The sequence below is a fragment of the Vibrio hepatarius genome (genome assembly GCF_043642085.1).
GTDB classification, from domain to species: domain Bacteria; phylum Pseudomonadota; class Gammaproteobacteria; order Enterobacterales; family Vibrionaceae; genus Vibrio; species Vibrio hepatarius_C.
The window spans coordinates 212511-234264 of the sequence record NZ_JBHZSA010000004.1 but is presented as its reverse complement, the minus strand read 5'-3'; the positions used below and the strand labels follow the sequence as shown (position 1 = coordinate 234264).

The window sequence follows — 21754 nt, the reverse complement described above, 5'->3', positions numbered from 1 at the left end:
CTCCTTTCCTTAGTACGTACGTGCTTTCGGTGGGAACGCATCACGGTGAATAGGTTCCATGTTTACATCACGCTTCGCCATTGCTTCCGTTTCTGGGTTGTAGACTGAGTGACATAGCCACTGCGCATCATCACGGTCAGGGAAGTCAAAACGAGCATGTGCGCCACGACTTTCTGTACGGTAGTTTGCCGCTACAGCTGTTGCGTATGCTGTTTCCATCAGGTTTTCTAGTTCTAGACACTCAATACGTTGAGTGTTGAACTCTGTTGATTTATCAGCAAGGTGTGCGTTCTTAAGACGCTCACGGATAACTTTAAGCTCTTCAAGACCTTTAGCCATTGCATCACCTTCACGGAATACCGAGAAGTTGTTTTGCATACATTGTTGTAGGTCTTTACGAATCTGAGCTGGGTCTTCACCTTCAGTGCTGTTTTCCCAGCGGTTGTAACGCTCTAGAGAACGCTCAATGTCCGCTTCAGTTGCAGGTGTAGCCTCAGCTTGCTTCGCTAGAGTTTCACCTAGATGCAGACCTGTTGCGCGGCCAAATACCACCAAGTCTAATAGTGAGTTACCACCAAGACGGTTAGCGCCGTGTACTGATACAGATGCAATTTCACCACAAGCGAATAGGCCTTGAACTTCAACATCAGCGCCGTTTTCATCTTGCTTGATTGCCTGACCAGAAACCTGAGTTGGAACACCACCCATCATGTAGTGACAGGTTGGGATTACTGGAATTGGCTCTTTCACTGGATCAACGTGAGCAAACGTACGAGACAGTTCACAAACACCAGGTAGACGTGACTCAAGGGTCTCTTTACCTAGGTGATCCAGTTTCAGTTTAATATGTGGACCCCAAGGGCCATCGCAACCACGACCTTCACGAATTTCGATCATCATTGAACGAGCAACAACGTCACGACCAGCTAGGTCTTTCGCGTTAGGTGCGTAACGCTCCATGAAGCGCTCACCATCTTTGTTAAGTAGGTAACCACCTTCACCACGACAGCCTTCTGTTACAAGAACACCTGCGCCAGCGATACCCGTTGGGTGAAACTGCCACATTTCCATGTCTTGCATTGGAACGCCTGCACGTAGCGCCATACCAACACCATCACCCGTGTTGATGTGAGCATTGGTTGTCGATGCGTAGATACGACCTGCACCACCCGTAGCTAGGATGGTTGCTTTTGATTTGAAGTAACAAACTTCACCCGTTTCCATACAAAGCGCAGTACAACCTAGAACAACACCGTCTTCGTTCTTCACAAGATCAAGTGCATACCACTCAGAGAATACAGTTGTTTTGTGCTTGATGTTTTGTTGGTAAAGCGTGTGTAGAAGTGCGTGACCTGTACGGTCTGCAGCTGCAGCTGTACGCGCAGCCTGCTCACCACCAAAGTTCTTTGACTGACCGCCAAATGGACGTTGGTAGATAGTACCGTTGTCGAAACGTGAGAAAGGTAGACCCATTTTCTCAAGTTCAATTACTGACTCAGGACCATTCTTACACATGTATTCGATAGCGTCTTGGTCACCGATGTAGTCAGAACCTTTAACGGTATCGTACATGTGCTGTTCCCAGTGGTCTTCGTGCGCGTTACCTAACGCAACAGTGATACCACCCTGTGCTGATACAGTGTGAGAACGGGTAGGAAATACTTTAGAAAGCAAAGCACATGATAGGCCTTGCTCAGAGATTTGTAGCGCAGCACGCATGCCTGCACCACCAGCGCCGATTACTACGGCATCAAATTCGCGAACTGGAATAGACACTTACGCACCCCACAGAATAAATAGACCAGAGAAGAAGTAACCAAACAGTACCGCAATAATCGCTAACTGTAGGCCGCCACGAAGCTTAGCGCATTTAATGTAGTCAGTAAGAACCTGCCACAAGCCAATCCACGCATGGATTAGAACCGAAACCAACGCTAACATCGTGAACACTTTAGTGAACGTGCCACCAAAGAACTGAGTCCAAGATACGTAAGAGATATCTGTGAAAGCGCAAAAGCTAACCAGATAGATAGTATAAAGTGTCATGATGATCGCAGTAGCACGAATCAATAGGAAATCGTGTACACCATTACGACCAAAAGATGAAATATGTTTTACCACACCATGATCCCCGCTAGTAGTGACAGGACGGCTGTCGCTGCGAATGCAACCTTAGCGCTCATTGCACCAGATTCCAGCTCTTCAAAATGACCTAAGTCCATCAGAAGGTGACGGATACCACCAGCAATGTGGTAGGCCAATGCCGTTAGAATTCCCCACAAGATAAACTTCACAAAGAAGCCATCAACAATGTCGACTGCTTGTGCGTAACCTACAGGAGAGGATAAGGAAATGGATAGTAACCATAGTAGGATCCCGACCGCGACAAACGTAATCACACCGGAAACACGGTGTAAAATAGATGCGATTGCAGTGATCGGAAAGCGAATGGTCTGTAAATCTAAATTAACAGGTCTTGACTTTCTTTCTTTCACGGGCTTGCTCACTCAGCTCCATTGAGCATTTATAGTTATGAACGAATTTTGGTTGCAAACCTGCAAAAGTTAACATTTATTTAACAACCAACCCCACCAAACGACCGAGTATTTTGTAAAAATTTTGTTAACAACAAGACTTAAAACTTCACCTCACATTTGTTTCAAGCCTTGAATTTATAAGGTTTCCACCAAAATTGACAGCGCCACTATACGGCTGGCAACATTCTAATACAATTGATGTAACAATTTTTGCTACACAGCCCAGATTTTTAACGTTTTGCATTCAAAAAATCCCAACAAGTGCACACATCAGAGGAGAAAAATTGACTTTGATAACGAAGACACGTACAAAAATGTCACACAAACATCCTGGACGGATAAAATAATAAACAAAGGAGATTGTTATGGCGGATAAGAAAGCTACCCTTCATGTTGAAGGTCAAGCGCCTATCGAGCTGCCAATTATGGAAGGTGCCCTAGGCACACCTGTGATTGATGTTCGTAAACTGGGAGCAAATGGATTTTTCACTTTTGACCCAGGTTTTCTTGCCACTGCATCTTGTGAATCTCAAATCACCTATATCGACGGCGGCAAAGGGATTCTTTTGCACCGCGGTTACCCAATTGATCAGCTAGCAAATAATGCTGATTACTTAGAAGTATGTTACATCCTTCTTTATGGTGAAGCCCCAACACGTGAACAATACGAGCAATTCAAGACAACTGTTACTCGTCACACTATGGTACATGAGCAAATTGCGAGCTTCTTCCACGGCTTCCGTCGTGACGCTCACCCAATGGCGGTCATGTGTGGTGTGGTTGGTGCACTTGCTGCGTTCTACCACGATTCATTAGATATTAACAACGACGAACACCGCGAAATCGCGGCATACCGACTACTGTCGAAAATGCCAACGCTTGCGGCTATGTGTTACAAGTACTCTATCGGCCAGCCGTTCATTTACCCACGTAATGACCTAAGCTACGCTGAGAACTACTTGCACATGATGTTCGCTAACCCATGTGAAGAGTACGAAGTTAACCCTGTCGTTGCTCGCGCAATGGATAAAATCTTTACATTGCACGCAGACCACGAGCAAAACGCTTCAACATCTACGGTACGTCTATCTGGTTCATCGGGTGCTAACCCATTCGCATGTATCGCAGCAGGTATCGCATCTCTATGGGGCCCTGCTCACGGCGGTGCGAACGAAGCATGTCTGAAGATGCTTGAAGAGATCGGCAGTGTAGAAAACATTCCTGAGTACGTTGCACGTGCGAAGGATAAAGATGACCCGTTCCGCCTAATGGGCTTCGGTCACCGCGTTTACAAGAACTACGACCCACGAGCTACGGTTATGCGTGAAACGTGTCACGAGGTTCTTAAAGAGCTTAATATCAAAGATCCACTGCTGGATGTGGCAATGGAACTTGAGCGTATAGCTCTATCTGACGAATACTTCGTATCGAAGAAGCTATACCCGAACGTAGACTTCTACTCAGGTATCATTCTGAAAGCGATCGGTATTCCTGTATCGATGTTCACCGTTATCTTTGCAATCTCTCGTACTATCGGTTGGATTGCACACTGGAACGAAATGCACAGCGATCCACTAAACCGTATCGGTCGTCCTCGCCAGCTATACACTGGTGAAGTACAGCGTGAATTCTCACCTCTACATGAGCGTGAATAATAGCTGACTAACAAAAAAGCAAAGGGCTGACGTGAAAACGTCAGCCCTTTTTTATTAGATTAGTTGTCATCCTAAAGAACGAGACACGAGTGAGTTGGGGATCTCTCACCGCGAGCCGCCAACCTTTAGAGATTCCTTACTCCCTCATTCTTCGGTCTAAGGAATGACAAATCTTTCTCTCGCAGGGCGAAGCCCGTTCCCGCTCTCCCGTAAGACGAAGTCCGTCCTTCTTTTAAACCGGATTATCAATATCGATAAACTCGACATCCAAACCGTGTTCTTTTGCCAACCATTCACCTAACGCTTTAATTCCGTAACGCTCAGTCGCGTGGTGGCCTGCTGCAAAGTAATGGATACCTTGCTCACGCGCCGAGTAAGTCGTACGCTCAGAGATCTCACCAGAGACAAAAGCATCTAGGCCATTTTGCACCGCGAGCTCGATATAGTCTTGACCGCCACCAGTACACCAACCGATCGTTTCAATCATCTTATCAGCGTTATCTGGCGTAATATGCAGAGGCTCACGCATAAGAACTTGGTTAATCTTGTTAGCGAATTCAGCCCCTGTCATCGGCGCTTTTAGTCGTCCAAACATCGCAACAGATTGCGGATGACCTTCAAGGCCGCCTTCAACTTCTATGTCTAACAAGCGCGCCAGTTCTGCGTTATTGCCAAGTTCAGGATGAATATCTAACGGTAGGTGGTAACCCAATAAGTTAACGTCGTTCTTAATCAGTGTGCGGATACGCTTGCCTTTCATACCGCGAATTGGCTCCGGTTCACCTTTCCAAAAATAGCCATGATGAACTAAAAGCGCATCAGCACTGAGCTCAACTGCTTTATCAATTAATGCCTGCGAAGCCGTCACGCCAGTTACGACCTTTTTAATCTGCTCTTTACCTTCAACCTGCAAACCGTTGGGTGCATAGTCTTTGATTAGCTGTGGAGAGAGCTTCTCGTTGAGGATTTTTTCTAATTGTAAGTTGTTCATGACAGCTTCCATCTACTTGCTAACATTGCGCTTTATCTTAGTGAGCAAAGTGTATTCGAACCATAGCAACCTTACCAGCACCTAGCTACAATAGTGACGTTTGAGCAGATATAGGTTTAAGGATGAACGCTTTACAACGTTTTTATCACTGGGTACATCAAACTCCATCGCTATTTGAGCTGACGTCGCCGTTTGTCGATGTTACAGCGCTGACTATCGCCCCTTTAAAGCAAGATGATTATCAGGGAAACCCGCGACTAGGTTTCATCTACCAGCACCTATGCACCGAGCTAATCAGCAATAGTGAAAAGTATTCGCTGCTCGAAGAAGAAATTCAAATTAATACAGCATCAGGGCAAACCTTAGGTGCAATTGATCTGATACTGAAAAATCTTGAGTCGCAAAGGGATGAACACTGGGAGGTCGCGATTAAATTCTATCTATTACATCAAGGCGTTTGGTACGGGCCTAATGCCCATGATCAGCTAGATAAAAAACTCGCGAGGATGCTCTCTCATCAATTGAAAATGAGCACTTCCAATGAGTTCCTTGAGCAATACCCTCAATACTCTGACCTCTCTGAACATCTGTTGATCCAAGGACGTCTTTATATCAATCCTTTCTCGCCAGAGACAATTCCAAAAGAGTGCCTAGGGCTTAAGATAAACTCCAGCCAAATCACTGGCTATTGGTGCTACCAGAGTCAGTGGGAGCAGATTGGCGAACCGCTCTATGAACTCGAAAAACCGCTTTGGGCTATCGGTTTGGAAGAGTTCAATAACCCTATAGACAAACCCAACGGCAGGTTTGTTCATGCTCAGACCAAAGGCGGCCAATTCTGGTTTGTCGTACCTGATAATTGGCCAAACTAATTAGCACGCAATAAGAAGGTCCGGCAAATCGTGCTTCGTCATCCTCAAGAGTGAGGCATGAGCGAGTTGGGGATCTCTTTAAGTATGTCGGCAATTATATGAGATTCCCTACTCCCTCATTCTTCGGTCTATGGAATGACAAGGGTGATCCTAACAGTGAAGCTCACTACAAAGGCTAATAAAAAAGGGCTGACAATTTGTCAGCCCTTAATACAACCGTTAATCGCTTAAATTACAGGCCTGCGTTAGCGAATACCTGATTTACGATCTCTTGTGCTTCGGCTTCAATCTGCTTTAAGTGCTCAGCGCCTTTAAAGCTCTCACAGTAGATTTTGTAAATGTCTTCAGTACCCGATGGACGCGCAGCAAACCAGCCATTTGCAGTGGTCACTTTAAGACCACCAATCGCCGCACCATTACCAGGAGCATGAGTAAGGCGAGCCGTAATTGCATCACCCGCTAAAGTTTCTGCTGTTACCATTTCAGCAGAAAGCTTAGATAGCACTGCTTTTTGCGGACCATTCGCCACAGCTTGAATACGGTTGTATTCAGACGCTCCGTGTTTCGCCGCTAGCTCTTCGTAGTACTCTTGTGGGTTCTTGCCGGTTACTGCAGTAATTTCAGCCGCTAGCAGACATAAGATGATGCCATCTTTGTCAGTTGACCAAGGCGTACCATCTTTACGTAGGAATGAAGCGCCCGCAGACTCTTCACCACCAAAGCCAAATTTACCTTGATAAAGACCATCCACAAACCATTTGAAGCCAACTGGCACTTCACACAGTTCGCGACCAAGGTCCGCGACAACACGGTCAATCAGCGCACTTGATACCAGCGTCTTACCAACAGCCACGTCTTTACCCCAACCTTCACGGTGACGGTATAGGTAATCAATACACACTGCTAAGAAATGGTTAGGGTTCATCAGACCTTTTGGCGTCACGATACCGTGACGGTCGTAATCTGGGTCATTACCAAACGCTAGGTCATACTCATCTTTTAGTGCGAGCAAACCTGCCATCGCGTAAGGAGATGAACAGTCCATACGAACCACGCCATCTTTATCCAGTGACATAAACTGGAACGATGGGTCGATCGCTTCGCTAACTAGCGTAAGATCAAGGTTGTACGCTTGACCAATTTGACGCCAGTAATCGATACCGCTACCACCTAGTGGATCTACACCCAGTTTAAGGTTAGCTTTTTGGATCGCTTCCATATCGATAACATTTACTAGGTCATCAATGTATGGCTTTACAAGATCAATCTGCTTGAATAACTCTGATGCTTTCGCCTGTTCAAGAGGCATACGTTTTACGCCCTGAAGACCTTCAGCGATGAGTACGTTAGCGCGATCTTGAATCGCTTGAGTGAGTTCGCCTTCCGCAGGACCACCGTGTGTCGGGTTGTATTTAATACCGCCGTCTTGTGGTGGGTTGTGCGATGGTGTGATAACAATGCCATCCGCTTTGTCATCGTGCTTAAGGTTGTGCGTCAAAATAGCGTGTGAAACACCCGGAGTCGGAGTATAGCCATTGTCTTGCTGAACAATCACTTCTACGCCGTTAGCAATGAGAACTTCAACAACCGTCGAGAATGCAGGCTCAGACAACGCATGAGTATCTTTGCCAACAAAAAGTGGACCTGTTGTACCTTTCTCTGCACGAACTTCAGCGACCGCTTGAGCGATTGCTAAAATATGGTGTTCATTAAATGTTGATTTATCAGCAGTACCGCGGTGCCCAGATGTACCGAATTCAACTTTGTGGTCTGGATTTTTTGGGTCTGGCTGAAGGAGGAAGTAGTTCGCGACGAGGGCTGGAATATTATGCAGGTCTTGCTGTTGAGCTTTTTGTCCCGCTCGTGGGTGCATAGCCATTTTGACATCCTTTCTTAAAATAATGAGAAATAAAAAACCTCATAATACGTTATCTAAGCCGCGCATTATGAGGTTCTAATCAGAATTATTTAAATTGAGTTAGTGACCTTCTCAATCAGATCTGATGGGAAATTCATTCGCGCCATCAGTTGGTCAACCATCTGCCTTTTTCGGCTAGTGTTGTTGTTGGTAATCACCCAGAATGGTGAACCCGGAATAGCCTTTGGCTTCGTCGTATTACCGTTAGCCAGAAGTGTCTGCTCATTATCAGCAAAGTAAACGCGCTTGCGACCTTTTACTTGTGTTGCTTCAGAGAAATCACTCGGGTTAATGTGATGCAGTGTTGATAGAACCAACATAAAACGATCGATCGCTTTTTTAAGGCCAGCAAATTCGTCAGAAATGAGCAGTGAGCGCATCTCTTTCACACTATCTACAGACTCTTCTTTAATTGCATCTTTACTAACCACCACACCTTTTGGTTGCGCCATAACCTGCGGCTGTTGTGCTGCTGGAGCAGGATCTTTCGCATCTGTCATTAAAAGACGACGCAGAATGTCCGAAGCACTTTCACCGATGTCCTGGGTCTGACTTGCGATGTAACGGTATAGATCCTCATCAACCTCAATTGTTTTCATTCGCTTTTCACAATCTCTATGTTTAAACTCTGGGGGATTATAGCGAGATCTTTAAAGAGACTCTACGGTTTACCTGTAACGAATAGAATAAAATGTCACATCTGCTCAACTACAAAGTCGAAGGTGAGGGTCACACCATTGTTCTGATCCACGGATTGTTTGGAAACTTAGATAACCTAGGTCTACTTGCACGGGATCTAAGACAAGATCATCAGGTGGTTAGCATCGACCTTCGCAACCATGGCTTATCTCTACATACTGATGAGCACAACTACGCGCTAATGGCTCAAGATGTGCTTGATGTAGTGCAGCACTTAGAGCTGTCCAACTACATTATCGTTGGTCACTCAATGGGTGGTAAAGTGGCAATGAAACTCGCCGACATTGATAGAGGCAATATTGCCAATCTATTGGTGCTTGATATGGCACCAGTAAAATATAGCCAAAGTCGTCATGACAATGTGTTTGATGGCCTGAAAGCGGTCGAAGCGCAACAGCCAGTAAACAGAAAGCAAGCACTCGACATCCTTGCCCAGCATATTGAGCTCGAAGGAGTAAGGCAGTTCCTAGGCAAGTCATTGTTTAACAATGGCGAACACCTAGCTTGGCGCTTTAACGTCACTAGCCTTTGGAACAACTACTGGGATATTTTAGGCTGGGAGCCTATCGCCCCAATTGACACTCCAACGTTGTTTTTAAAAGGTGGTGATTCTGACTATCTAACCGCAGAACACCAAGCAGACGTCCAGAGTCAGTTCCAGAATGCCAAAGCCCATGTGATCGCCAATACCGGTCACTGGCTACATGCAGAAAAGCCTGCTGAAGTTCTACGCGTAATTCGAAAATTCATTGCCTAAAACAGAATGAGAGATCTGTTACGCTCTGGCCGTTAACTTTATCTGTTAACAGTGGTATAGTTCCGCGCAAGTAATTTGGCATAAAGGGAACCCATGCTTTACGACTACATGAACATGCTCGAGTCAATTGGTCTCGATCTACTTTTTGCGTCTATCTTTTTCTTGATTGGTATGGCGATAAAAGATGTCTTAAAAGCGGGTAATGTCCCCCCTTTCGGTCGTCGCATTGTATGGTTAGTCCTATTCCTTGGCTGTGCTGGTTTTATTGCTAAAGGCATTATTCAGCTCAGTTGGGAAGGTGGTGGTCTCGGCTAATGAGTCGACACTACAACAGAAAATAGTAAAGGTAACGAATCTATGGCAAGTGTAGGCATCTTCTTTGGTAGCGACACAGGTAACACTGAAGCTGTTGCAAAGATGATTCAAAAGCAACTAGGTAAACAACTAGTTCACGTTCAAGACATCGCAAAAAGCAGCAAAGAAGACATCGACAACTTCGATCTTCTGCTTCTAGGTATCCCAACGTGGTACTACGGTGAAGCACAATGTGACTGGGATGATTTCTTCCCTGAACTTGAGCAGATTGATTTCTCAACTAAGCTAGTCGCTATCTTCGGTTGTGGTGACCAAGAAGATTACGCAGAATACTTCTGTGATGCGATGGGCACAGTTCGTGACATCGTTGAAGCGAAAGGTGGCACTATCCTTGGCCACACTTCAACTGACGGCTACGAATTTGAAGCGTCGAAAGGTCTTGTTGAAGGTGACGACAGCCTATTTGTTGGTCTGTGTATTGATGAAGATCGTCAACCAGAACTAACTGAAGAGCGCGTTAACAACTGGTGTAAGCAAATCCACGAAGAGATGTGCTTAGCTGAGCTAGAAGACTAATACCTTCTTCCAAGCCAATTTAAAAACCTCCCAATGGGAGGTTTTTTTGTATCTGGTTTAACCCTATTGCCGCTACGCAAGCTGTTCTTCGTTCTCTTCGCGGTATTTGGGCTTTTTACGGACATAGAGTTTTCTCTGAACCTCTGATACCACAGTGCCGTTTTTATCCTTCACGTTGGTAATAAATTCAGGAAAACACTTATCCCCGTTAGCCGTCTTATTTAGGATATCTTGCAGTTGGTCCTGACTGACACAAAAGTCAGCATAAAGGTCGCTCTGACCTGGTTTGATAAAGTTGATACTCGCCTCTTTATCCCACACATAATATTCCTCACCCAGTATCCCCATCAACATCAATGAATAGACAGGATCGGTGAGAGAAAAAATACTGCCACCATACTGAGTGCGATTGGCATTTTTGTTCCACCAGCGAAGCTTTAATCTCATCTTCACCTCGCGGAAATCGTCACTGATCGATAATATTTTAATTCCGGCTCCCCAAAAAGGCGGCCAACTATTGAGTGCAAACTTCACCACATTAGGCTTATATATTTTGGCTAATGACTTATTCATTCTCAGTCCCTAAGTACAAGCTCCTTTAATTTGTTAACCAATTGTAACTGGTCGGATGTCACATATCAGTGACATCACACCACTTTATAAAAAAATAGTAGTAACCCCTTGAAGTTCGTGGTTTATTGTTATTGTGTAGTGCCCTATAATGATAGGAATATTGGATTCTGTTAATTACTGCAGCTCATCAACAGGAAAGTATATGTCAGACAATAACCAAGCGCTCAAGGATGCTGGTCTTAAAGTTACCCTTCCAAGACTCAAGATTTTAGAAGTATTACAGCAACCTGACTGCCAACATATCAGTGCTGAAGAACTGTATAAAAAACTGATCGACCTAGGTGAAGAAATCGGCCTAGCGACAGTGTATCGCGTATTAAACCAATTTGATGATGCAGGTATCGTGACTCGCCACCATTTTGAAGGCGGTAAGTCAGTGTTTGAATTATCGACTCAGCACCACCACGACCACCTTGTTTGTTTAGATTGTGGTGAAGTAATCGAGTTTTCTGATGACGTCATTGAAGAACGTCAAAAAGAAATCGCTGAAAAATACAATGTGACGCTAACTAACCACAGCCTTTACCTCTACGGTAAGTGTGGCGATGGAAGCTGTAAAGATAACCCTGACGCTCACATGCCGAAGAAGTAATCTAAGAAAGCGCTCAAGCTCAATGAGCGCTTTTCTTTTATCTACTGTAGATACAAAAATGCCAGTCGTTTGACTGGCATTTTTTATTTAGAGCGGTTGCTTACTTAGCTTCGATTTTAGCCCAAGTATCGCGTAACCCTACTGTGCGGTTAAAGACCAAAGCATCCGCTTTAGACTCTTTCGCATCTGCGCAGAAGTAACCCATGCGCTCGAACTGGAAACCAGCTTCTGCTTCTGCATTCGCTAGGCTTGGTTCAACAAAACCATTTAGCTTAACCAGAGACTCTGGGTTAATTGTCTCAGCAAAGTTATCTGCTGCTGCCGGGTTAGGCACTGTAAATAGGCGATCGTACAGGCGAATTTCAGCTGGTAGACCTTTGTCCGCTGATACCCAGTGAATAACACCTTTTACTTTACGGCCATCTTCTGGGTTCTTACCTAGCGTATCTGCATCGTAGCTACAGAAGATAGTGGTGATGTTGCCTTCTGCATCTTTCTCAATACGTTCAGCTTTGATCACGTAAGCGCCACGTAGACGAACTTCTTTGCCTAGCACTAGACGCTTGTACTTCTTATTCGCTTCTTCACGGAAGTCTTCACGCTCAATCCACACTTCACGAGTAAATGGAACTTCACGCTCACCCATTTCAGGTTTGTTCGGGTGGTTTGCCACAGTGAGTGACTCAACCTTACCTTCCTCGAAGTTTTCAATAACGATCTTAACAGGATCAAGTACCGCCATTGCACGTGGTGCGTTTTCATTCAAGTCATCACGAATACAAGACTCTAGTGAGCCCATTTCAATCATGTTGTCTTGCTTAGTTACGCCAATACGCTTACAGAACTCACGAATAGACGCAGAGGTAAAGCCACGACGACGTAGGCCAGAGATAGTCGGCATACGTGGGTCATCCCAACCATCAACCAATTTCTCAGTCACTAGTTGGTTTAGCTTACGCTTAGACATTACCGTGTACTCAAGGTTCAGACGGCTGAACTCGTACTGACGAGGCTGACAATCAATCGTGATGTTGTCTAGAACCCAGTCGTATAGACGGCGGTTGTCTTGGAACTCTAGCGTACAAATAGAGTGCGTAATGCCCTCTAACGCATCAGAAATACAGTGCGTGAAGTCATACATTGGGTAAATGCACCACTTATCACCAGTTTGGTGATGCTCTGCAAAACGGACACGGTATAGAACTGGATCGCGCAGTACGATGAAAGAAGACGCAAGGTCAATCTTCGCACGTAGACACGCTTTACCTTCTTCGAAGCCACCGTCGCGCATTTTTTCAAATAGCGCTAGGTTCTCTTCTGGCGTACGATCACGGTATGGGCTTGGCTTACCTGGTTGGGTAAGTGTGCCACGGTACTCGCGGATCTGCTCAGGACTTAGCTCTTCAACGTACGCTAAGCCTTTGTTAATTAATTCCACTGCGTAGCCATACAGCTTGTCGAAGTAGTTTGATGAGTAACATACATCACCGCTCCACTCGAAGCCTAACCAGCTCACATCATTCTTAATTGACTCAACGTATTCAACGTCTTCTTTTTCTGGGTTAGTGTCATCAAAACGAAGGTTACACTGACCCTGGTAGTCCTGAGCAATACCGAAGTTCAAGCAAATTGACTTAGCGTGACCGATATGCAGATAACCATTCGGCTCTGGCGGGAAACGAGTATGCACGCTTGTGTGTGTACCATCCGCTAAATCTTTATCGATGATTTGGCGAATGAAATTCGATGGACGAGCCTCAGCTTCACTCATCTATAGCACCTCAATTGTTGTAGTATTGTTCAGATAATTCTTTACTTTGACGACATCAGTAGCCGCCAAGTACATAACGTCTAATGATCCACAATTCTGGTGGATTACACAACAATATCTCGACTGAAAACACTTTTTTTTTCATTGTCTGGTTAAGAAGCTAGCATTGTTCATCTCTCCTTAAGCGCCAAACGCAAAAAAGCCTCCCGAAGGAGGCTTTTATCACTTACTTATTAACCAGTGGTTACTAAGGAAGTTTTACATCAGATAGGTCTTCGTTAGCACCAATTGCTTTCATTTCGCCAGCAACGATTTCAGCTAGAGGACCAAGGATAACTTGAAGGTTGTTCTCACCTAGTTTAACGACACCCTTCGCACCAAGCTTCTTAAGTACTACTTCGTCAGCTACAGAGCGGTCTTTTAGAGTAAGACGTAGACGAGTGATACAAGCGTCGATTGAAGTTAGGTTGTCGTGACCACCTAGAGCTTTTAGGTATTGACGAGCTAGGTCGCCGCTTTTCGCTTCACCAGCTGGAGCAGCTGAAGTTTCTTCGTCGTCATCTTCGCGACCTGGAGATTTCAGGTTGAATGCGCGGATTGCGAACGAGAATGTGAAGAAATATAGAGCACCGAAAGCTAGACCGATTAGTAGTAGCGTTACCGGCTTAGTTGCTAGACCCCAGTTCAGGATGAAGTCGATTAGACCTGCAGAGAAACCAAAGCCGTGTAGCGTACCAAACATGTTAGCAACAACTAGAGATAGACCAGTGAATACAGCGTGCATTGCGTATAGAGCTGGAGCTAGGAATACAAACATGAATTCTAGTGGCTCTGTGATACCTGTTAGGAATGAACAGAAACCTACTGAGAATAGTGCACCACCAACTTGGCTGCGTTTTTCAGCTGGAGCTGCTAGGTACATTGCTAGAGCTGCACCAGGTAGACCGAACATCATTACAGGGAAGAAGCCATTCATGAATACGCCAGCAGACTTGTCGCCGCCGAAGTAACGGTGTAGATCACCAGACTTAACTGTTTCAGTTACTTCTTTAACAGTTGCAGTGATTTCTGGAGTTACAGAGTTAGCGAATTCGAATGTGTGTGATTGACCAGCAACAAGAGTCTTAGCTAGAGCTGGGTCTACACAAAGCTGTTGTAGAGCAGGAAGAGCTTGACCAGCTGCTTGAGCGCCAGTAACTAGAACTTCTTGACACGTACCCATACCGAACCAGAAGTAAGAGTTAAGAACGTGGTGAAGACCTACAGGGATAAGTGCGCGGTTAAGAGTACCGTAAACGAACTGACCAACAGCACCTGAAGTAGAAACAGCGTGTGCTAGAGCGTCAAGACCGCCTTGAATAGTTGGCCATACAACACCAGAAACAGCACCTGCTACTAGCGCGAATAGACCAGCCATGATTGGTACTAGACGTTTGCCAGAGAAGAATGCCAACCACTCAGGAAGACGTGTAGCATGGAAAGCGTTGTAAGAGTGACCAGCAATGATACCAGCGATGATACCACCGAAGAATGACATGTTAACGTCAGCGTTAATTGTTGTTGCTGTTGCTGTTAGTACGAAGTACGCAACTGCACCAGCTAGGCCTGCAGCACCTTGACCGTCTTTAGAAAGACCAATCGCGATACCTAGACCGAATAGAAGCGGTAGTTGACCGAAGATAGCACCACCAGCTTGCGCCATGAATGGGATATCAAGAAGGTCACCTTGACCTAAACGTAGTAAGAGCGCCGCAACTGGAAGCGTTGCGATAGGAAGCATAAGAGCTTTACCTAACTTTTGCGCATATCCAAGAATATTCACCTTAAGTTCCCCCTATAGGATTTTGTATTTTGGTTGAGCTACTTTTTTTAGCCGCTCAATTTAGTCCTGTTCAGTTTATGATATTAATTTTGCTCCGCAAATTAAAACCTCATCATTTGTGATCCTAATCACCAGAAACTGGCAATATCCAAGGTTTTTGCTAGCGAGATCATAAAACTTATTTTACAATCCAAAAAAATAGCATTCATTAGAGTGAAATCGAGTTACTCTTATTCAATAGAAATAGGCTGTGAGTGTTGCTATCTCTAGCACCAAGCGAGGTTTTGGCATCGACCTTAATCTCTTACCAGCTCAGTAACGGCCAAAGCTAACATCGATTTTAGACGACTCATTTTTTCGTTTGCTAAAGATATTTTGCGACCTAATTGAAGGCTACAAATAAAGTAAAACTTTTCACCGAGCTTACTTCATTTAGGCGGCTAAAAAGTATTAAGAATCTAACCTATAAGGATTAGCTAACCATGTATGCGCTAACTAACTGTAAAATCTTTACCGGCAGCGACGTCCTCGTTGAACATGCTGTTATCATTAACAACAACCTTATTGATGCTGTATGTCCAATTTCGGAGCTTCCTGAAGGCATTGAAACTCGTGACCTAAATGGCGCTAACCTTAGCCCGGGCTTCATTGACTTACAGTTAAACGGTTGTGGCGGCGTGATGCTGAACGATGAAATCACAGCAGAAACCATGCAGATCATGCACGAAGCTAACCTAAAATCAGGCTGTACAAGCTTCCTACCTACGCTTATCACTTCATCTGATGAAGATATGCGTCAATCGGTGGCTGCTGCACGTGACTACCACGCGAAGTACCAAAATCAATCGCTAGGTCTACACCTAGAAGGCCCATACCTTAACGTTGCGAAAAAAGGCATCCACAGTGTGGATTTCATTCGCCCTTCGGATGACAGTATGATCGACTTCATGTGTGACAACGCTGACGTTATTGCAAAAGTGACACTAGCACCTGAGCACAACGAACCAGCACACATTGAGCGCCTTAAGCAAGCTGGCATCGTAGTATCAATCGGTCATACCAATGCAACTTACGCTGAAGCACGTCGTGGCTTTGATGCAGGCATCACTTTCGCAACTCACCTATTCAATGCAATGACGCCTATGGTTGGTCGTGAACCAGGTGTTGTCGGCGCAATCTACGACACGCCAGACGTATACGCAGGCATCATTGCTGATGGGTTCCACGTTGACTACGCAAACATTCGTATCGCTCACAAAATTAAGGGCGAAAAATTAGTATTAGTGACCGATGCCACAGCTCCTGCAGGCGCTGACATGGATTACTTTATTTTTGTTGGTAAGAAAGTATATTACCGTGATGGTAAGTGTGTTGATGAAAATGGCACACTAGGCGGCTCAGCACTTACAATGATCGAAGCAGTTCAAAATACTGTTGAGCACGTCGGAATCGCTCTGGACGAAGCACTACGCATGGCTACTTTGTACCCTGCAAAAGCAATCGGTGTTGAAGAGCAGCTAGGCCGAGTGAAGAAAGGCATGGTTGCAAACCTCACTGTATTTGATCGTGACTTCAATGTTCAAGCGACGGTTGTTAACGGACAATACGAGCAAAATTAAGAATGAATGGCGGACAAATAGGTAACGTAGATTTAGTAAAACAACTAAATAGTGCAGCAGTTTACAGACTCATCGACCAACAAGGCCCTATTTCTAGGATCCAAGTTGCCGACGTCAGTCAACTGGCACCCGCAAGTGTTACAAAAATCACCCGCCAACTTTTAGAGCGCGGCCTAATTAAAGAGGTCGCGCAACAAGCATCTACAGGTGGTCGCCGCGCAATATCTCTCACGACAGAGGTAGAGCCGTTCCACTCGGTAGCTATTCGTCTAGGTCGTGACTACATGCAGTTCAGCCTTTATGACCTAGGCGGTAAAGAGCTCGCTTCTGATTACTGTGAGTTCTTCTACACCACTCAAGATGAATTGATTGAAGGCTTGCTCACGCAACTCAAACAGTTTATCCAAACTCAGCAAAACTCTATCAACCAGCTCATCGCCATCGGTGTGACCCTTCCAGGTCTGGTCAACCCAGAATCCGGTGTGGTTGAGTACATGCCAAACATTCCAATCGACAACCTAGCACTATCGGAAATCATCCATAAGTCATTTCATGTGCAGTGTTTCGTCGGTAACGATGTGCGTGGTATGGCGTTAGCTGAACATTACTTTGGCGCAAGCCAAGACTGTCAAGACTCTATCTTAGTCAGTGTCCACCGCGGTACCGGTGCAGGTATTATCGTTAATGGTCAGGTTTTCTTAGGCTTTAACCGCAACGTCGGTGAAATTGGCCATATTCAAATCGATCCGCTAGGCGAGCAGTGCCAATGTGGTAACTTCGGTTGTTTGGAAACCGTTGCAGCAAATCCTGCGATCGTTGAGCGCGTGAATAAGCTCATCAAGCAAGGCTACGAATCTAGCCTAACTACGCTTGAGACGATCAACATTTCCGACGTATGTGAGCACGCCAACCTTGGTGATGAACTAGCAAAACAGAGCCTAGTCCGTGTAGGTAACAAGCTAGGTAAAGCGATCGCGATTACCATTAACTTGTTTAACCCGCAAAAAGTCATTATCGCTGGCGACATTACCCAGTGTGAAGATATTGTCTTCCCTGCTATTCGTCGTAATGTCGAAAATCAATCCTTAACCACTTTCCATAATGACTTGCCAATTGTCGCGTCAAAGATTGATAAGCAACCTACCCTTGGTGCGTTTGCGATGATTAAACGTGCGATGCTAAACGGGGTATTGTTACAAAAATTGTTAGAAGATTAATTCTCTCCCCCAGTAAGCAACTAATTGAGTTAGAATAGCGGGCTACAATATGTAGCCCGTTTTTTTAGGACGAAATAACACAAATATGGAACTCATCTTAATTTCAGCGGCTTTTTTAGCTGGTTTTATTGCACTCAAATGCAACCTTCCCCCGTTAGTCGGATTCTTGCTTGCTGGTTTTGGTTTACACGCAATGGGCTACCAGAGTGACGATACCATCGTGACTTTTGCCGATCTGGGTGTCACATTACTGCTGTTCACTATCGGCCTGAAATTAGACATCAAGACCCTACTTTCGAAAGAGATCTGGGCTGGTGCCTCCATTCATAACCTGTTATCAACAGCTATTTTTAGCCTCGCCCTATTCTGTTTCAAATTCTTAGGCGTCAGCTCTTTAGCGGCGATGTCTATTGACCAAATTGTGCTACTTGGCTTTGCGCTCTCTTTCTCTAGTACCGTTTTCGCGGTGAAGTCATTGCAGGAAAAAGGTGAGATGAACGCGACTTACGGTACCATTGCCATTGGTATCTTGGTTATGCAAGACATCTTTGCTGTTGTGTTCTTAACTGCCTCAACGGGTAAAATCCCAGAGTGGTATGCCGTCGGCCTATTTGCCCTACCGTTACTAAGACCACTCTTTTTCAAAATGCTGGATTGGGTTGGCCACGGTGAGATGCTGGTACTATTGGGGATTTTCTTTGCTCTCGTAGCCGGCGCTGGCTTATTTGAACTTGTCGGTATGAAGCCAGACCTAGGCGCGCTAATTCTAGGTATGCTGCTCGCCGCACATAAAAAGGCCTCGGAGCTATCCAAGTCGCTATTCAATTTGAAAGAGCTGTTCCTAGTTTGCTTCTTTCTTAACATCGGTCTTTCAGCCAGCCCTACGTTATCGGGTTTCGCTTTAGCGATTTTGTTCCTATTGCTATTACCTCTAAAAGGCATTCTCTACTTCCTTGTACTCAACACGTTTAAGTTCCGTGTGCGTACGTCGCTACTTGCTTCATTAAGCCTATTTAACTTCAGTGAGTTTGGTCTAATCGTGGGTGGATTGGCCTTTAAGATGGGCTGGATGAGTGGTGATATTCTCGTCGCACTGGCCATTGCAGTATCTATTTCGTTTGTTCTTGCTGCACCAATCAATCGCCATGGGCATGCTTTATACCAGCGCTCCGGTCGATGGTTACGCGAACATGCAGCAGAAAAGCTCAACACACGCGACCAACTGATTAATCCAGGCCATGCTCAAGTATTGATTCTAGGCATGGGGCGTATCGGTACCGGTGCTTACGATGAGCTGAGAAATCGCTACGGAAAAATCAGCTTAGGTATCGAAGTTCGTGAAGAGGGGGCTCATCAGCACAAGGCGCACGGTCGCAACGTTATTGCTGGCGACGCAACCGACCCAGATTTTTGGGAACGAATTCTAGATACCGCGAATGTAAAGCTGGTTCTGTTAGCAATGCCGCACCACCAAGGTAACCAAGTCGCACTGGAACAGCTTCAGCGTCGAAACTTTAAAGGACAAATTGCCGCTATTGCAGAATACCCTGATCAGCTTGAAGCACTGATTGATGGTGGTGTCGATGCCGCTTTCAACATCTATAGTGAGGCTGGTAGTGGTTTTGCTCGCCATGTATGTGATCAGCTACAGCCCGAATTTAACCGAGTAAACTAACTTCCATCGCCCTTCACTAAGCCGCTCATTTCGAGCGGCTTTTTCATTATTTGTTCAAATAAACAACAAAACCTAGATTTCATACACCAAAAATCAACTTTAATTAAATTTCATTCACCATTATGTCGTTATGATTATTTTTTTAATCAAACAAGGTTGATTTTTTTAATCAAAATGGCAAATTGAAGTTAGAAAGTTAATATGAATTTAAAGGGAAGTTGTATGTGTTCGATTTTTGGTATTTTAGACATCAAGAGTGATGCAGAGGCGCTACGTCCAATTGCGCTAGAAATGTCTAAAAAGCTGCGTCATCGCGGTCCAGACTGGTCTGGTATTTATTCTTCAGAAAAAGCAATTCTTGCGCATGAGCGTTTAGCGATTGTTGGTTTAAATAGTGGAGCTCAACCACTATATAGTCCAGACAAAAAACACATCCTTGCAGTGAATGGTGAGATCTACAACCACAAAGAGATCCGTGCACGTTACGAAGGTAAATATGACTTCCAAACAGACTCTGACTGTGAAGTAATCCTAGCGCTATACCAAGATATGGGCGCAGATCTGCTTGAAGAGCTTAACGGCATCTTCGCATTTGTTCTTTACGATGAAGAAAAAGATCAATACCTAGTTGGCCGCGACCATATCGGTATTATCCCACTGTACCAAGGCCATGATGAGCACGGTAACTACTACGTGGCGTCTGAAATGAAAGCGCTCGTACCTGTATGTAAAACGGTGAGCGAATTCGCACCGGGTAGCTACTACCGCTCTACAGATTCTGAGCCTCAGCGTTACTACATCCGTGACTGGAACGAATACGCTGCCGTACAAGGTAACTCAACAAGCAAAGAAGAACTGACTGAAGCGCTAGAAGCTGCGGTTAAACGCCAGCTAATGACAGACGTTCCATACGGTGTACTACTTTCAGGCGGTCTAGATTCATCGATCACTTCTGCGGTTGCTAAGCGCTTTGCTGCAATGCGTATTGAAGATGATGAAAAATCTGAAGCATGGTGGCCACAACTTCACTCATTTGCCGTTGGCCTTGAAGGTGCGCCAGACTTAAAAGCAGCACGAGAAGTCGCTGACCAGATTGGTACGGTTCACCATGAGATGACTTACACCATTCAAGAAGGTTTAGATGCAATCCGTGATGTTATCTACCACATTGAAACGTACGATGTAACGACGATTCGCGCATCGACACCTATGTTCCTAATGGGTCGTAAGATCAAGGCGATGGGTATCAAGATGGTACTTTCAGGTGAAGGCGCAGATGAGATTTTTGGCGGTTACCTATACTTCCACAAAGCGCCAAACGCAAAAGAGTTCCACGAAGAGACAGTACGTAAACTACTTGCTCTGAACATGTTTGACTGTGCTCGCGCTAACAAATCTCTAGCAGCATGGGGCGTTGAAGGCCGTGTACCTTTCTTAGATAAAGAGTTTATCGACGTAGCGATGCGCCTAAACCCAGAAGACAAGATGTGTGGCAACGGTAAGATGGAGAAACATATCCTACGTGAGTGTTTCGAACACTACCTGCCGGAAGCAATCGCATGGCGCCAGAAAGAACAGTTCTCTGACGGTGTTGGTTACAGCTGGATTGACACGCTAAAAGAGGTAGCTGAAGCTAAAGTTACCGACCAGCAAATGGAAACCGCGGCATTCCGTTTCCCATACAACACACCAACAACCAAAGAGGGTTACGTATACCGTGAGATCTTTGAAGAGTTGTTCCCACTACCATCAGCGGCAGAGTGTGTTCCAGGTGGTCCATCGGTAGCATGTTCATCTGCTAAAGCGATTGAATGGGATGAGTCATTTAAGAACATGGCAGACCCATCAGGTCGTGCAGTGCAAAGTGTCCACAACGACGCTTACTAACCACTGATCATTTCCATTCTTAAGGCACCCAAGCGGTGCCTTTTTTTATCACTCCAACAACAACAAATCCACCACATCAATATTGACAACAATTGCGTAAACCAAACTCAATTTTGGAAACTAAGTTTGTAGCACGAACAACATGTAACCCACACGACAATTAATTACTTACAAGTCATAAGGTTAGGATTTTAATCTCACAATATCGACGATTATTG

General features: G+C 45.1%; 19 protein-coding genes. 10 read left to right on the top strand and 9 right to left on the bottom strand.

The features are described from left to right. Positions 1-9 precede the first annotated feature (9 nt). The 3 genes from sdhA to sdhC are packed head-to-tail and all read right to left on the bottom strand — an operon-like array spanning position 10 to position 2507. The gene (gene sdhA / locus ACHUFZ_RS10330; RefSeq protein WP_394127104.1) at positions 10-1776 is read right to left on the bottom strand and encodes a succinate dehydrogenase flavoprotein subunit; all 1767 of its coding nucleotides are present in this window, start codon (positions 1774-1776) and stop codon (positions 10-12) included. Then, positions 1777-2121 carry a succinate dehydrogenase, hydrophobic membrane anchor protein gene (sdhD, locus tag ACHUFZ_RS10325; protein WP_004744512.1) on the bottom strand — a complete coding sequence of 115 codons (345 nt, stop codon included), beginning with the start codon at positions 2119-2121 and terminating at the stop codon, positions 1777-1779. Next, positions 2115-2507 carry a succinate dehydrogenase cytochrome b556 subunit gene (sdhC, locus tag ACHUFZ_RS10320; RefSeq protein ID WP_008078592.1) on the bottom strand — a complete coding sequence of 131 codons (393 nt, stop codon included), beginning with the start codon at positions 2505-2507 and terminating at the stop codon, positions 2115-2117. The genes sdhD and sdhC overlap by 7 nt, the downstream gene beginning before the upstream one ends. 395 nt (positions 2508-2902) lie before the next feature. Between sdhC and ACHUFZ_RS10315 the strand changes: the two genes are divergently transcribed. Continuing rightward, on the top strand, positions 2903-4192 hold the full coding sequence (locus tag ACHUFZ_RS10315) for a citrate synthase (protein ID WP_134835250.1): 1290 nt from the start codon (positions 2903-2905) through the stop codon (positions 4190-4192). Positions 4193-4424: 232 nt separating this feature from the next. Here the strand turns inward: ACHUFZ_RS10315 and ACHUFZ_RS10310 are convergent, their stop codons facing one another. Next, on the bottom strand, positions 4425-5183 hold the full coding sequence (locus ACHUFZ_RS10310) for a Nif3-like dinuclear metal center hexameric protein (protein ID WP_394127103.1): 759 nt from the start codon (positions 5181-5183) through the stop codon (positions 4425-4427). Between the two features lie 122 nt (positions 5184-5305). On the opposite strand from ACHUFZ_RS10310, the gene ACHUFZ_RS10305 reads away from it, so the two are divergent. Further along, complete coding sequence (locus ACHUFZ_RS10305) at positions 5306-6055, top strand: DUF1853 family protein (protein ID WP_394127102.1); 750 nt, start codon at positions 5306-5308, stop codon at positions 6053-6055. 232 nt (positions 6056-6287) lie between these two features. Here ACHUFZ_RS10305 and pgm read toward each other — a convergent pair whose 3' ends face one another. Both pgm and seqA read right to left on the bottom strand, forming a co-directional pair. Beyond that, entirely contained in the window at positions 6288-7934 is a 1647-nt protein-coding gene (gene pgm / locus ACHUFZ_RS10300; RefSeq protein ID WP_394127101.1) for a phosphoglucomutase (alpha-D-glucose-1,6-bisphosphate-dependent), read from the bottom strand. Positions 7935-8023: 89 nt separating this feature from the next. Further along, positions 8024-8572 carry a replication initiation negative regulator SeqA gene (gene seqA, locus ACHUFZ_RS10295; RefSeq protein ID WP_053440535.1) on the bottom strand — a complete coding sequence of 183 codons (549 nt, stop codon included), beginning with the start codon at positions 8570-8572 and terminating at the stop codon, positions 8024-8026. A 92-nt stretch (positions 8573-8664) separates the two neighbouring features. On the opposite strand from seqA, the gene ACHUFZ_RS10290 reads away from it, so the two are divergent. The 3 genes from ACHUFZ_RS10290 to fldA all read left to right on the top strand — a co-directional run bounded on the left by ACHUFZ_RS10290 (position 8665) and on the right by fldA (position 10320). Next, on the top strand, positions 8665-9429 hold the full coding sequence (locus tag ACHUFZ_RS10290) for an alpha/beta fold hydrolase (protein ID WP_394127100.1): 765 nt from the start codon (positions 8665-8667) through the stop codon (positions 9427-9429). A 93-nt stretch (positions 9430-9522) separates the two neighbouring features. Further along, positions 9523-9744 carry a DUF2788 domain-containing protein gene (locus ACHUFZ_RS10285; protein ID WP_053440537.1) on the top strand — a complete coding sequence of 74 codons (222 nt, stop codon included), beginning with the start codon at positions 9523-9525 and terminating at the stop codon, positions 9742-9744. Between the two features lie 42 nt (positions 9745-9786). Beyond that, positions 9787-10320, top strand: coding sequence for a flavodoxin FldA (fldA, locus tag ACHUFZ_RS10280; protein WP_004413179.1), 534 nt, complete (start codon positions 9787-9789; stop codon positions 10318-10320). A gap of 72 nt (positions 10321-10392) precedes the next feature. Here fldA and ACHUFZ_RS10275 read toward each other — a convergent pair whose 3' ends face one another. Then, positions 10393-10893: a DUF4442 domain-containing protein gene (locus ACHUFZ_RS10275; RefSeq protein ID WP_394127099.1), complete on the bottom strand. Its 501-nt coding sequence runs from the start codon at positions 10891-10893 to the stop codon at positions 10393-10395. 202 nt (positions 10894-11095) lie between these two features. Here ACHUFZ_RS10275 and fcrX point away from each other — a divergent pair, with 202 nt between their 5' ends. Further along, positions 11096-11545: a ferric iron uptake transcriptional regulator FcrX gene (gene fcrX, locus ACHUFZ_RS10270; RefSeq protein ID WP_394127098.1), complete on the top strand. Its 450-nt coding sequence runs from the start codon at positions 11096-11098 to the stop codon at positions 11543-11545. 100 nt (positions 11546-11645) lie between these two features. On the opposite strand, the gene glnS is transcribed toward fcrX, so the two are convergent. After that, a complete protein-coding gene (glnS, locus tag ACHUFZ_RS10265) occupies positions 11646-13316 on the bottom strand; it encodes a glutamine--tRNA ligase (RefSeq protein WP_134835258.1) in 1671 nt (556 codons plus the stop codon). A gap of 247 nt (positions 13317-13563) precedes the next feature. Next, entirely contained in the window at positions 13564-15138 is a 1575-nt protein-coding gene (nagE, locus tag ACHUFZ_RS10260) for an N-acetylglucosamine-specific PTS transporter subunit IIBC (protein ID WP_394127097.1), read from the bottom strand. 482 nt (positions 15139-15620) lie between these two features. Between nagE and nagA the strand changes: the two genes are divergently transcribed. The 4 genes from nagA (at position 15621) to asnB (ending at position 21536) form a co-directional block, all read left to right on the top strand. Continuing rightward, positions 15621-16757 (top strand): N-acetylglucosamine-6-phosphate deacetylase, encoded by a 1137-nt coding sequence (nagA, locus tag ACHUFZ_RS10255; protein ID WP_394127096.1) that lies wholly within the window; start codon positions 15621-15623, stop codon positions 16755-16757. 2 nt (positions 16758-16759) lie between these two features. Continuing rightward, positions 16760-17974, top strand: a complete 1215-nt coding sequence (nagC, locus tag ACHUFZ_RS10250; RefSeq protein WP_394127095.1) for a DNA-binding transcriptional regulator NagC — start codon at positions 16760-16762, stop codon at positions 17972-17974. A gap of 85 nt (positions 17975-18059) precedes the next feature. Next, positions 18060-19649 (top strand): cation:proton antiporter domain-containing protein, encoded by a 1590-nt coding sequence (locus tag ACHUFZ_RS10245; protein WP_394127094.1) that lies wholly within the window; start codon positions 18060-18062, stop codon positions 19647-19649. Positions 19650-19871: 222 nt separating this feature from the next. Continuing rightward, positions 19872-21536 (top strand): asparagine synthase B, encoded by a 1665-nt coding sequence (gene asnB / locus ACHUFZ_RS10240; protein ID WP_134835263.1) that lies wholly within the window; start codon positions 19872-19874, stop codon positions 21534-21536. Positions 21537-21754: the final 218 nt, after the last annotated feature.

Excerpts from the sequence above, each read along its gene's own strand:
- ACHUFZ_RS10315 (WP_134835250.1), top strand. The coding sequence starts at position 2,903 with ATGGCGGATAAGAAAGCTACCCTTCATGTTGAAGGTCAAGCGCCTATC.
- ACHUFZ_RS10310 (WP_394127103.1), bottom strand. The coding sequence starts at position 5,183 with ATGAACAACTTACAATTAGAAAAAATCCTCAACGAGAAGCTCTCTCCA.
- ACHUFZ_RS10305 (WP_394127102.1), top strand. The coding sequence starts at position 5,306 with ATGAACGCTTTACAACGTTTTTATCACTGGGTACATCAAACTCCATCG.
- pgm (WP_394127101.1), bottom strand. The coding sequence starts at position 7,934 with ATGGCTATGCACCCACGAGCGGGACAAAAAGCTCAACAGCAAGACCTG.
- seqA (WP_053440535.1), bottom strand. The coding sequence starts at position 8,572 with ATGAAAACAATTGAGGTTGATGAGGATCTATACCGTTACATCGCAAGT.
- ACHUFZ_RS10290 (WP_394127100.1), top strand. The coding sequence starts at position 8,665 with ATGTCACATCTGCTCAACTACAAAGTCGAAGGTGAGGGTCACACCATT.
- ACHUFZ_RS10285 (WP_053440537.1), top strand. The coding sequence starts at position 9,523 with ATGCTTTACGACTACATGAACATGCTCGAGTCAATTGGTCTCGATCTA.
- fldA (WP_004413179.1), top strand. The coding sequence starts at position 9,787 with ATGGCAAGTGTAGGCATCTTCTTTGGTAGCGACACAGGTAACACTGAA.
- ACHUFZ_RS10275 (WP_394127099.1), bottom strand. The coding sequence starts at position 10,893 with ATGAATAAGTCATTAGCCAAAATATATAAGCCTAATGTGGTGAAGTTT.
- fcrX (WP_394127098.1), top strand. The coding sequence starts at position 11,096 with ATGTCAGACAATAACCAAGCGCTCAAGGATGCTGGTCTTAAAGTTACC.
- glnS (WP_134835258.1), bottom strand. The coding sequence starts at position 13,316 with ATGAGTGAAGCTGAGGCTCGTCCATCGAATTTCATTCGCCAAATCATC.
- nagA (WP_394127096.1), top strand. The coding sequence starts at position 15,621 with ATGTATGCGCTAACTAACTGTAAAATCTTTACCGGCAGCGACGTCCTC.
- nagC (WP_394127095.1), top strand. The coding sequence starts at position 16,760 with ATGAATGGCGGACAAATAGGTAACGTAGATTTAGTAAAACAACTAAAT.
- ACHUFZ_RS10245 (WP_394127094.1), top strand. The coding sequence starts at position 18,060 with ATGGAACTCATCTTAATTTCAGCGGCTTTTTTAGCTGGTTTTATTGCA.
- asnB (WP_134835263.1), top strand. The coding sequence starts at position 19,872 with ATGTGTTCGATTTTTGGTATTTTAGACATCAAGAGTGATGCAGAGGCG.